General features: G+C 34.5%; 11 protein-coding genes. All 11 read left to right on the forward strand.

Annotation, left to right across the window (positions count from 1 at the left end; genetic code table 11):
• The first annotated feature begins 28 nt into the window (after nucleotides 1-28).
• The 11 genes from BUC31_RS02835 to BUC31_RS02885 all read left to right on the forward strand — a co-directional run bounded on the left by BUC31_RS02835 (nucleotide 29) and on the right by BUC31_RS02885 (nucleotide 11527).
• Nucleotides 29-895, forward strand: a complete 867-nt coding sequence (locus BUC31_RS02835) for a DUF58 domain-containing protein (RefSeq protein WP_073241068.1) — start codon at nucleotides 29-31, stop codon at nucleotides 893-895.
• 5 nt (nucleotides 896-900) lie between these two features.
• Nucleotides 901-2562, forward strand: a complete 1662-nt coding sequence (locus tag BUC31_RS02840) for a hypothetical protein (RefSeq protein ID WP_073241070.1) — start codon at nucleotides 901-903, stop codon at nucleotides 2560-2562.
• Nucleotides 2563-3561: a vWA domain-containing protein gene (locus BUC31_RS02845; protein ID WP_073241072.1), complete on the forward strand. Its 999-nt coding sequence runs from the start codon at nucleotides 2563-2565 to the stop codon at nucleotides 3559-3561.
• A 1-nt stretch (nucleotide 3562) separates the two neighbouring features.
• Nucleotides 3563-4609 (forward strand): VWA domain-containing protein, encoded by a 1047-nt coding sequence (locus tag BUC31_RS02850; RefSeq protein WP_073241074.1) that lies wholly within the window; start codon nucleotides 3563-3565, stop codon nucleotides 4607-4609.
• The gene (locus BUC31_RS02855) at nucleotides 4602-5456 is read left to right on the forward strand and encodes a tetratricopeptide repeat protein (protein ID WP_073243714.1); all 855 of its coding nucleotides are present in this window, start codon (nucleotides 4602-4604) and stop codon (nucleotides 5454-5456) included. Before BUC31_RS02850 ends, BUC31_RS02855 begins: the two co-directional genes overlap by 8 nt.
• Before the next feature lie 59 nt (nucleotides 5457-5515).
• Nucleotides 5516-7240, forward strand: coding sequence for a BatD family protein (locus tag BUC31_RS02860; RefSeq protein WP_073241076.1), 1725 nt, complete (start codon nucleotides 5516-5518; stop codon nucleotides 7238-7240).
• Between the two features lie 2 nt (nucleotides 7241-7242).
• Nucleotides 7243-8004 (forward strand): tetratricopeptide repeat protein, encoded by a 762-nt coding sequence (locus BUC31_RS02865; protein ID WP_073241078.1) that lies wholly within the window; start codon nucleotides 7243-7245, stop codon nucleotides 8002-8004.
• 58 nt (nucleotides 8005-8062) lie between these two features.
• Complete coding sequence (locus BUC31_RS02870) at nucleotides 8063-8356, forward strand: hypothetical protein (protein ID WP_073241080.1); 294 nt, start codon at nucleotides 8063-8065, stop codon at nucleotides 8354-8356.
• Between the two features lie 69 nt (nucleotides 8357-8425).
• Nucleotides 8426-10018 (forward strand): SulP family inorganic anion transporter, encoded by a 1593-nt coding sequence (locus BUC31_RS02875; protein ID WP_073241082.1) that lies wholly within the window; start codon nucleotides 8426-8428, stop codon nucleotides 10016-10018.
• Between the two features lie 38 nt (nucleotides 10019-10056).
• Nucleotides 10057-10884: an adenine nucleotide alpha hydrolase family protein gene (locus BUC31_RS02880; RefSeq protein ID WP_073241084.1), complete on the forward strand. Its 828-nt coding sequence runs from the start codon at nucleotides 10057-10059 to the stop codon at nucleotides 10882-10884.
• A 13-nt stretch (nucleotides 10885-10897) separates the two neighbouring features.
• Nucleotides 10898-11527, forward strand: a complete 630-nt coding sequence (locus BUC31_RS02885; RefSeq protein WP_073241086.1) for a carbonic anhydrase family protein — start codon at nucleotides 10898-10900, stop codon at nucleotides 11525-11527.
• Nucleotides 11528-11540: the final 13 nt, after the last annotated feature.

Here is an 11540-nt window from a genome sequence, read left to right on the forward strand (position 1 = left end):
CGGAGACTGTAAACTGTTTACTTAAAAAATGGATACCAAAGAGCTACTCAAAAAAGTACGAAAAATTGAAATAAAGACGAGACGTCTTTCTGACCATATGTTTGGTGGGGAATACCACTCTACCTTTAAGGGTCGTGGTATGACTTTCAGCGAAGTAAGACAGTATCAATTTGGTGATGATGTAAGAAATATTGATTGGAACGTTACCGCCCGTTATAATGAACCTTACATAAAGGTTTTTGAAGAGGAACGAGAATTGACCATGATGTTGATGGTAGATATTAGCGGATCTGAACTATTTGGTACTACCAATCAATTTAAAAATGAAATCGTTACTGAAATATCGGCAACATTAGCTTTTAGTGCACTACAAAATAATGATAAGGTGGGTGTTATATTGTTCTCTGATCAAATAGAACTTTTTATTCCGCCAAAAAAAGGAAAAACACACGTTTTACGCATTATTAGAGAATTGATAGAATTTAAGCCTAAAAGTAACAAGACAGATATTGCACAGGCATTAAAATTCTTGAGCAGTATCATGAAAAAGAAAGCTATCGTTTTTGTTCTTTCAGATTTTATTGATGAAGGATATGAAAAGACTTTGAAGATTACAGGTAATAAGCACGATGTAACAGGTATTCGCATTTATGATGAACGTGAAGAAACCATTCCAAATATAGGCATGGTCCAAGTTGAAGATACAGAGACCGGTAAATTACAATTGGTGAATACCAAATCTAAAAAAGTACGTAACGCTTATGCTACATATAATAGAGAACGTGTTGCTTATTTTAAAGAATCGTTTACCAAAGCTGGTTGCGGAGTTTTAGATTGCAGGGTAGATGAAAGCTATGTAAAAAAATTATTGGGCTATTTTAAACGAAGAGGTTGATACGAATGATAACTACTAATAGAACAATTGAAAGCGGTGTTTCGTTCATAAAACGAATTTCACCTTTATTGGTATTTCTACTATTCTTCGTTGAACTATCTGCTCAAGAACGACCAAATATTACAACAAAGGTCGATACCACTTTTATTAAAATTGGTGAACAGGTTCAATGGACGGTTACAGTCGATATAGATTCTACCGATTTTGTTATTTTCCCAGAGGGACAAACATTTTCTCCATTAGAAACCGTAGAGGCATTTGCGACAGATACCACAAGAAAAAAAGATAGACTAACACTTCAAAAAATATATGCCCTTACCCAATTCGATTCTGGTGCATACAAATTACCATCACAACGTATAGATATTAATGGAACCGGTTATATGACCGATTCTACACTGATCAATGTAGCTACCATACCAGTAGATACATTAAATCAGAAAATGTACGACATTAAGCCACTTATCAATGTTGAAAAAAGCAATCTAGCTTTTTGGAAGTATTTACTGATAGGTTTATTGATATTACTAATTTTAGGTGCACTTCTTTACTGGTTTGTATTTCGTAAAAAGCCACTTACCGAAGAAGAGAAAGTAGCGCTTTTACCACCATATGATAGAGCTTTATTAGAACTTAAACGTTTAGAAAATTCTAAGTATCTAATTCAAGACGAGTATAAAGAATACTATTCTGAATTAACCACCATTGTACGTTCTTATTTAGAAGAAGACGCAAATGTTACGGCTCTAGAAAGCACCACAGGTCAATTGATCGAGAAATTAGAACTTTTAAAAGATGCAGGAGAATTGCAACTAGATGATGAAACCATCAAACAGTTTTCACAAATATTACAAACTGCAGATTTAGTAAAATTCGCCAAGAACAAGCCTTCTACATCGGTTGCAGAACAAGATAGAAAGCTAGTTGAGCAGATTGTAGAAAAAACACACGAAGCTTTACCAGAACCAACGGAAGAAGAGTTGCTAGAACAAGCCGAATACCAAGAAGAGCTTGAGCGTAAGGCTAAAAAGAAGAAAATAAAAATTGCCATACTATCTACCGTAGCTTTAATTCTAATAGGTATTACTATTGCAGGCGTAAAATTTGGTTTTGGTTATTTAAAAGATACCGTTTTAGGCCACCCTACAAAAGAACTTTTAGAGAGCGAATGGGTACGTAGTAGTTATGGATTCCCTCCTATTCAAGTAGAGACGCCACAAGTATTGGTACGTCAAAAAATAAAATTACCAGTAGAAGCTAAAGCTGTCATTGAAGATATACAAGCATTTCAATATTCTAGTCCGATCGGTCTTTTTAATGTAGCAACTACATCTGTAACACTAGCACAAAAAGATGTGGAGCCAGAGTTTGATAAAACCATTGAACAGATTTTATCGAATTTTGAAAGTCAGGGTGCAAAGAATATCATTACCAAACAAGAAGAGTTTAGCACCATAAGTGGTGTAAAAGGGGTGAAAGTTTTTGGAAGCGGTAAATTTTTAGCACCTGGATCAGAAGAATTAATGGAAGGTGAATATACCGTACTCCTTTTTGGAGGAAAAGGTTTTCAACAGTATGTAATTCTTACTTGGTTAAAAGATGATACATACGCACAAGAAATAGTAGACCGAATTTTAGCATCGGTAGAAGTAAAAACAGAAGTATAAATGTTCGATAATATATCATTTGCAAATCCTGATTTCTTTTGGCTGTTTTTATTACTGCCATTAGCAATCGTGTGGTATATATTTAAACAAAAAGAGCAAACCGCATCTTTGCGAATTTCTAGCGCAAAAGGTTTTACCTATAATAGTATTTTACCAAAACTAAAGCCAGGCTTGTTCATTTTGCGCCTATTGGCATTAGGAGCCATAATTGTAGCACTGGCTAGACCACAGACAGAAGATATATCTACAAGAACAAAAACTACAAAAGGTATTGATATTGTAATGGCCATTGATGTTTCTTCTAGTATGCTTGCAAGAGATTTAAAACCAAACAGGCTATCGGCACTGAAAGAAGTTGCTGCAGATTTCATCAAGCAAAGACCTAATGACCGTATTGGTCTGGTTGCTTACGCTGGTGAAGGATATACAAAAACACCTATTACTACAGATAAAGCCATTGTGCTTAATGCTCTTTCAGAAATTTCATATGGCCAATTAGATGATGGTACCGCCATTGGTATGGGACTAGCAACTTCTGTTAACCGTTTAAAGGATAGTAAGGCGAAAAGTAAAATAATAATCTTGCTGACCGATGGTGTTAATAACACCGGTTTTATAGAGCCACAAACCGCATCTGAACTTGCACTAGAATTTGGTATTAAAACATATACCATTGGTCTAGGTACTAACGGCAATGCCCTTACACCTATTTCATATAATGCCGATGGATCTTTTAGGTTTGGAATGCGACAAGTAGAAATAGACGAGGAATTGTTGAAAGATATCGCAAATACCACAGGCGGTAGATATTTTAGAGCCACTGACAACGAATCTCTAGAAGAAATCTATGATGAAATTAACAAACTAGAAAAAACTGAGGTAGAGGAATTTAAATATTACCGCTACGAAGAGAAATATAGACTTTGGGTTTTATTAGCTGGAGGATTGCTTTTACTAGAATGGATTTTAAGAAACACGCTTTTTAGAAGCTTTGTATAATATGGTACAGTACGACGAAAAAATATATTTCTATTTACTCATTATCATTCCGGTGATAGTGGTGTTGTTCCTATTATTATTGGTATGGAAAAAGAGAACACAAAAGAAATTTGCAGACACAGAACTTTTAAAAAGATTAACACCAAACCGTTCTTATAATAAAGGAGGTTTAAAATTGGTCGTTTTTATTCTTGCCCTGGCTCTAATGATTATAGGGCTGGTAAATCCAAAAATCGGCACAAAACTAGAGACCGTTAAAAGGGAAGGTGTAGATATTGTTTTTGCCGTTGATGTAAGTAAAAGTATGCTTGCAGAAGATATTGCCCCAAACAGATTGGAGAAGGCAAAAAGATTGGTTTCTGAAATTATAAATCAACTTGCAAGTGACCGTATTGGTATTATAGCCTATGCAGGGCAAGCTTACCCTCAATTACCAATTACAACTGATTATGGCGCTGCAAAAATGTTCTTACAGGGCATGAATACAGATATGCTAACATCTCAAGGTACCGCTATTGACCAAGCGATTGAATTAGCTACTACCTATTACGATGATGCAGAACAGACCAACCGGGTACTTTTTATTATCTCAGATGGTGAAGATCATTCTGAAGGTTCTACATTAGATGCTGTAGAAGATGCCGTTGATGAAGGTATTATTATTTACACTATTGGTGTTGGTAAAGAAAAAGGTGCCCCTATACCGATTAAAAGAAACGGAATTTTAGAAAGCTTGAAAAAGGATAATCAAGGAGAAACCGTAATTACTCGTTTAAACGAGAGTGTTTTGGTAGATATTGCCAATGAAGGTGATGGGCAATATATAGATGGCTCTAACACCGAAGCAGCCGTAGAATTTATTAAAGAAGAATTGTTGAAAATGGATAAAAAGGAATTTGAAGCCAAACAATTCGCAGAATATAAAGATCAGTTTCAATGGTTTATTGGTGGGGCATTGTTGCTTCTCTTTTTAGATATATTTATCTTGGACCGCAAGACAAGCTGGTTGAAGAAACTCAATTTGTTCAATGAGAAAAGAAATGAATAAAATAAGCACCCTTTTAGTAGTACTTTTTGTTTGCTTTTCATCTTTGGCTCAAGAGGTTGATGAGAAAGAAAAACAAAAGTCTTTACAAACATCTACCAATCTTACTTGGGATGCTAACAAAGCGTTATCAGAAGATGACTTTATTGCTGCAGAAGTAGATTATAGAAAGGCAATTTCAAAAAGTGCAGATAATAGTGCAGCACCCTATAATTTAGGAAACGCCTATTACGAAAACGAAACGTACAATGAAGCCTTTGGCAGATTTAAAGAAGCAGGCGAAGCATCTACATCTAAAGCAGATAAGCACAAAGCTTACCATAATATGGGTAATGTTTTTATGAAGCGCAAGGATTATGCTAAGGCGGTAGAAGCTTATAAAGAGGCCTTACGAAATGACCCTACAGATGAAGAAACACGTTATAATTTAGCCTTGGCAAAAGAGCTTTTGAAAAAAGAGCAAGACGAAAACAAGCAAGACCAAGACGACAAGGATAAGGATAAAGACCAAGACGAGAACAAAGATCAAGATAAAAAAGACGAAGGGGACAACGAGGATAAGAAGGATCAAGGCGAAGACGGTGACAAGGGTGACGAAGGCGATAAAGACGAAGAGAAGAAAGACGATAATAAGGATGGTGAAGGGGACAAATCTGATCAAAAGAAGAAACCTGAACAAGGCGATGGCGACAACGAACAAGAGCAACAACAGCCTAGACCTAATCAACTTTCTAAGCAGCAGGTCGATAATTTATTGAGAGCCATGCAAAATGCAGAAAAAAAGGTGCAAGATAAAATCGATGCTAAAAAAGTAAAAGGTGCTAAAATTAAAACCGAAAAAGATTGGTAGACTTTAAGTCCATAGCTAAACTTGGGTTAGTATTAACCGTTTTTCTATCATCAATTTTGATGATGGGTCAAGATAACAGTGCCGTTACTTTTGAGATGAAACTAAGCAAACCTAAGCTTGGACTAAACGAAAGACTACGTGTAGATTTTATTATGAACCGTGATGGCGATAATTTTAGTCCGCCAGATTTCAACGGATTCAAAGTAGTTATGGGACCTTCTCAATCTATTAGTTCTTCATGGATCAATGGTGTTAGAAGTTACTCGAAATCATATTCATATACCCTATCTCCTACTGCAAGAGGCAAATTCACAATTAAACAAGCATCTATTGTAATTGGTGGAGAAACGTATAAGTCATTGGCGCAAAATGTAGAAGTAACTGCAGCTGTAGATAAGCCTAGCGATCAAATGACGGCAGATGATATAGCAGATGAAAATTTACATTTGGTTGCCGAGATTTCAAAAACCAACCCGTATTTAAATGAAGCCATTACCATTATTTATAAGTTGTATGTGAGCCCAGATATTAGGGTATCAAACTATCAACCTCTAGACAACCCTACTTATAATAATTTTTGGAGTCAAGATATTAAAGTAAACATGCTTAGTGCGCAAAATGGCACTTACAAAGGCAAACCATATCGTTATGTAATCTTAAAACGGGTTGTTCTTTATCCGCAAAAATCTGGAAAATTAAACATTGAGCCTTTATCTCTTGAGGTAACCGTAGATGTACCTACTGCAAGACGAGATTTCTTTGGTCAACGAATGTATGCTCAAACTAATAAAACCGTATCTGCAGGTAGTAGAACTATTAATGTAAAAGCATTACCATTAGACAATCAACCTGCTGATTTTAATGGTGCTGTAGGTGATTTTGATTTTGCGGTAACCACAAGTAAAACAAGTCTAAATGCTTCAGAATCTTTACAAGCCACTGTAGAAGTTAGTGGTAAGGGTAATTTAAAATTATTTAAACTTCCAGAACCTGAATTACCAAGTGCGCTAGAAGTTTATGAGCCTGAGTTTACAGAAGGTGTAAGAACAACCTTGGCAGGTATGCAGGGTAAGGTGAGCAATCAATACACTATCGTGCCTACTTTTAGAGGTAAATATCCTATATCACCTTTAAGCTTTAGTTATTTTAATCCTTCCACAGGAAAATATAAAACACTTACATCTGATGAAATTGTCATTAATGTTTTAGAGGGTCCGTTAAGTGCTTCGTCTAATTCTGATGCAAATACCAATAGCAATAAACAATCTGTTATTAGCAGCGGAAATGAATTCAATTTCTTGAAACTAACTCCTAATCTAACAAGCAAATCAGCTTCTTACTTTTTTAATTCCTCCTCTTTCTACGCGTGGTTATTGAGTCCGTTATTACTAATTCCTTTAGCCATTTTCTTTAGAAAGAGAAGAGATTCTATCGCTGGTGATATTGTAGGTAATAAAATTAAAAAAGCAAACAAACTTGCCCGTAAGTACTTATCTGCCGCAAGAAAACAACTAGGGAATAAAGAATCTTTTTATGTTGCGCTTGAACGAGCACTACATAATTACTTAAAAGCTAAGCTGAAAATTGAAACCTCAGAGTTCAGTAAAGATAAAATCACCGAGCTACTAATAGAGAAGCAAATAGACGACACTACGGTAAATAGTTTTATAGCGCTTCTTAAAAATTGCGAAGCGGCAAGATATAGCCCATTCTCAAACGTACAAATGCAAGCCGATTATGATAAGGCTAGTGAGGTAATTTCTATAATGGATAAACAATTATAAGTATGTTCAAAAAGCTAGCTACACTTATTAGCCTTTTCTCGGTTCTCTTTTGTACCGCTCAGAACAACAAATTGTTTGAGCAGGCTACTGAAGCATATAATGCCGGTGAATATGAGCAGGCAGTAACTTATTATAACGATATTCTAAGTAATGGCAAGCATTCTGCTGCGGTATACTATAACTTAGGTAACTCATACTACAAGCTCAATAATATTGCTGAGAGTATCTATTTTTATGAGAAAGCTTTACTGCTATCACCAAACGATACAGAAATAAAAACAAATTTGAGCTATGCTCAAAATATGACTATAGATGCTATTGATACAATGCCTGAAACGGGCTTGTCAAAATTGTATAAAAATATAACCGGTAAATTAACATTTGATCAATGGGCGTATGTAGCCATAGGTTTCATGTTACTTTTTGTTCTTTTGTATATCTACTTTTACAACTCAAGTTACAGCACTAGAAAACGATGGACGTTTATTGGTAGTTTACTTGCGCTTTTCTTTTGTATAATTTCTGTTCTTTTTGCATTTATTCAACGAAATGATTTTGATAAAAATCAACCTGCAATAATATTTGCTGAAGAAAGCATTGTAAAATCTGAGCCCAATGACAGCAGTGAAGAAGTATTTTTGATTCATGCAGGAACCAAAGTAAATGTTTTAGACCAGTTAAATGATTGGAATAAAATTAGATTATCTGATGGTAAAACAGGATGGATCCAAAACAACGAACTTAAACTGTTAAAGGATTTTTAGAAAATTGTTAACAGTTTTTAACCATTTCAGCACTATCTTTACGATTGATTTTTAGTATATGACATTTTTCGCACGCATTACTTTATTGTTATTATGGCTTTTTGCAGTTACTGCACCAAGCATTATAACGCTATGCGATGTTGAAAACCCAATTGTAATTACCAATCTTAATGAAGAAGAACAAGAGTCTGGTAAAAAATCTATGGGTGAAGAAAAGTTCGTTAAAGAAAATTCTTTAGATTTTTCAATAGTTGCCATTTTTGAAAATTCAATTAATAGCAACTTTAATCTTGAAGGTTACCAAGACCTGTCATTAGAAGTATTATCTCCCCCGCCAGACCAGGCTATTTAGTCATTTTCGCTTTTTATCTATTAACTAATCTGTCCTGAACCAATTCCAGGACATAATTATATTATTTACATGTTTAAACATATCAAAAATGATATTCCTGCGAGTATCGTTGTATTTTTCGTTGCACTACCATTATGTCTAGGTATTGCTTTAGCTAGTGGAGCACCATTATTTTCAGGTGTAATTGCCGGTATTATAGGTGGTGTTCTGGTGGGTGCCCTTAGTGGTTCTAAAATTGGAGTTAGTGGCCCAGCGGCAGGTCTAGCTGCAATTGTATTAACAGCAATTGGTACTTTAGGCGGCTATGAAAATTTCTTAGTAGCTGTTGTGCTAGGTGGTGTTATCCAAATGGTATTTGGAGTTTTAAAGGCCGGTGTAATTGGTTATTATTTCCCATCTTCTGTAATTAAAGGAATGCTTACCGGTATTGGTATCATTATCATTCTAAAACAGATTCCTCACTTTTTTGGTTACGACCCTGACCCAGAAGGTGATTGGGCATTTTTTCAAGTAGATGGAGAAAATACGTTTTCTGAGATTCTTAATACTATTAATAATATTAGCCCAGGTGCTACTTTAATTGCTATTATTGGTCTTTCAATCCTTCTACTTTGGGATAAAGTACTTTCTAAGAAAGACAAAGTATTTCAAATTATACAAGGTCCATTGGTAGCTGTTGCCATTGGTATCTTATTTTATGTTTTTACCCAAGACCATGAAGTCTTAGGAATATCAAAAGATCACTTGGTAAGTGTTCCTGTACCAGAAGATTTTTCTTCTTTTATAGGGCAGTTTCGCTTTCCTAATTTTAGCGCCATAACTAATCCGCAAGTTTGGATCACAGCCTTTACCATAGCACTAGTTGCCAGTTTAGAAACCTTACTTTGCGTTGAAGCTACAGATAAATTAGATCCGCATAAAAATGTAACTCCTACCAATAGAGAATTGCTTGCACAGGGTGCCGGTAACATTGTCTCTGGTCTTATTGGTGGTTTACCAATTACTCAGGTAATAGTTCGTAGTTCTGCTAACATACAATCTGGTGGTAGAACCAAATTATCTGCAATAATTCATGGTTTCTTATTATTGATTTCTGTAGTCTTGATCCCTACATTATTGAATATGATTCCGTTATCGGTTTTAGCTGCAATTTTATTTATTGTAGGATTTAAACTGGCTAAACCAGCTTTATTTGTGAAAATGTACAAATTGGGATGGAAGCAATCTATACCGTTTTTTGTTACTGTTTTAGGTATTGTATTTACAGATTTACTAGTAGGAATTAGTTTAGGTCTTGCCGTAGGTATTGTAGTTATTCTACTTAAAAGCTACCAAAACTCTCACTTTCTACATATCGAAGATAATAGCAATGGTAAGCATAGAATTAAAATGACTTTGGCAGAAGAAGTTACTTTTTTCAACAAAGGTGCTATTTTAAAAGAGCTAGATAGTCTGCCACATGATACGTATTTAGAGCTAGATGTCTTAAAAACAAGATTTTTAGATTACGATATTATTGAAATTTTAGAAGATTTTAGCCTAAAGGCAAAGGAAAGAAATATTGATATCAAGCTGATTTCTAAGCGTGGTATAGTAGAAAACCCGCCAAGTTATATCGAATTCTTTGAGCAACGACCAAAGTCGAAATTAAGCTTGAGCTAATAGATTGAATTTGTTTTCAATCAACTAAAAAAAGAAATATGAGTAAAAAATATAAAATAGCGGTTTTCTCAGACTTGAAAGAGTCTTTAGGGAACACGCTTAAAAGTACGCTCAGCTTAGCTAAGATGCTAAACGGAGAAATAGCCATATTTCATATTAAAAAAGCCTCTGAAGTCGTTACCAAAGACAGCCAACTTTCAGCTATACGATGTTTAAATAGTGAGTTTATTACTATGGATAATGATATAAACAAAATCGTTACCACATATTCAAAAGATTTTGGCGTAAACCTGAGGTATTCATGTGCCATTGGTAATTTAAAGAATGAGATAGCTACTTATATTGAAAAAGAGAAGCCTGATTTTATTGTATTAGGTAAACGAAAGTCAAAATTTTTCAACATTCTTGGCGATAATCTTATTCCTTTTATCCTGAAGAAACATAAAGGTCCTATCTTTTTAACAGATGAGATCAATATATTAGACTATGGCAATGATTTATCTTTAGGTGTCTTAAGTAATACTGAAGAAACTTTAATAGCTGATTTGACCGAAGATTTACTTCTTCATTCACAAAAACCTTTAAAATCATTTAAGATTCTAAAGAAAACCAGTGCTACAGCTAAACGAATAGTATCTCAAAATACAAAAGAGGTTGAGTTTGTATTTGAAAACAATTCTAATTCCATCAAGAACCTTTCAAATTATATAATTAAAAATAATATAAACCTTTTGTGTATTAATAGGTTCGAAAACAAAAAAAACAAAGACAATGCATCTCTTTCGATGCCTGCTAACATTAGCCACATTGTCAATAATATAAATGTTCCATTATTACTAATGGGGCAAAACAATTATACAGTATAATAAATAAAAATATATGAAAGCACATACTAAAGAAACTCAAGCAACGATGACCCCTAATAAATCATTAGATTTTTTAAAGGAAGGGAATCAGAGATTTCAGAATAACTTAAAAGCAAATCGTAATCTTTTAGAACAAGTAAATGATACTAGTGAAGGTCAATTTCCTTTTGCTACCATATTAAGTTGTATAGATTCTAGAGTTTCTGCAGAACTGGTCTTTGACCAAGGTCTTGGAGATATTTTCAGTGTCAGAATAGCTGGTAATTTCGTAAATGAGGATATACTAGGTAGTATGGAATTTGGTTGTAAATTAGCCGGCACAAAATTAATAGTCGTTTTAGGTCATACAAGTTGCGGTGCTATTAAAGGTGCTTGTGATCACGCAAGATTAGGCAACCTTACTGCTCTTATCAATAAGATTGAACCTGCAGTAGATGCAGTTAAAGAACCAACAGACGAGAGTTTAAGAAATTCTAAAAATTTAGAATTTGTAGATAGAGTTTCTGCAAAAAATGTAGAATTGACTATAGATAATATTAGAGCACATAGCCCCGTTTTAGCTGAAATGGAAAAAAATGGCGAAGTACTGATAGTAGGTGCTATGTATGATATTGCCACAGGTGCCGTTGATTTCTACAACTAGAAATCATTTATAA

The organism is Maribacter aquivivus (assembly GCF_900142175.1).
Classification (GTDB): Bacteria; Bacteroidota; Bacteroidia; order Flavobacteriales; family Flavobacteriaceae; genus Maribacter; species Maribacter aquivivus.

What these genes read in the sequence shown, in the direction of transcription:
- BUC31_RS02835 (WP_073241068.1), top strand. Translation starts at nt 29, where the DNA reads ATGGATACCAAAGAGCTACTCAAAAAAGTACGAAAAATTGAAATAAAG.
- BUC31_RS02840 (WP_073241070.1), top strand. Translation starts at nt 901, where the DNA reads ATGATAACTACTAATAGAACAATTGAAAGCGGTGTTTCGTTCATAAAA.
- BUC31_RS02845 (WP_073241072.1), top strand. Translation starts at nt 2,563, where the DNA reads ATGTTCGATAATATATCATTTGCAAATCCTGATTTCTTTTGGCTGTTT.
- BUC31_RS02850 (WP_073241074.1), top strand. Translation starts at nt 3,563, where the DNA reads ATGGTACAGTACGACGAAAAAATATATTTCTATTTACTCATTATCATT.
- BUC31_RS02855 (WP_073243714.1), top strand. Translation starts at nt 4,602, where the DNA reads ATGAATAAAATAAGCACCCTTTTAGTAGTACTTTTTGTTTGCTTTTCA.
- BUC31_RS02860 (WP_073241076.1), top strand. Translation starts at nt 5,516, where the DNA reads ATGATGGGTCAAGATAACAGTGCCGTTACTTTTGAGATGAAACTAAGC.
- BUC31_RS02865 (WP_073241078.1), top strand. Translation starts at nt 7,243, where the DNA reads ATGTTCAAAAAGCTAGCTACACTTATTAGCCTTTTCTCGGTTCTCTTT.
- BUC31_RS02870 (WP_073241080.1), top strand. Translation starts at nt 8,063, where the DNA reads ATGACATTTTTCGCACGCATTACTTTATTGTTATTATGGCTTTTTGCA.
- BUC31_RS02875 (WP_073241082.1), top strand. Translation starts at nt 8,426, where the DNA reads ATGTTTAAACATATCAAAAATGATATTCCTGCGAGTATCGTTGTATTT.
- BUC31_RS02880 (WP_073241084.1), top strand. Translation starts at nt 10,057, where the DNA reads ATGAGTAAAAAATATAAAATAGCGGTTTTCTCAGACTTGAAAGAGTCT.
- BUC31_RS02885 (WP_073241086.1), top strand. Translation starts at nt 10,898, where the DNA reads ATGAAAGCACATACTAAAGAAACTCAAGCAACGATGACCCCTAATAAA.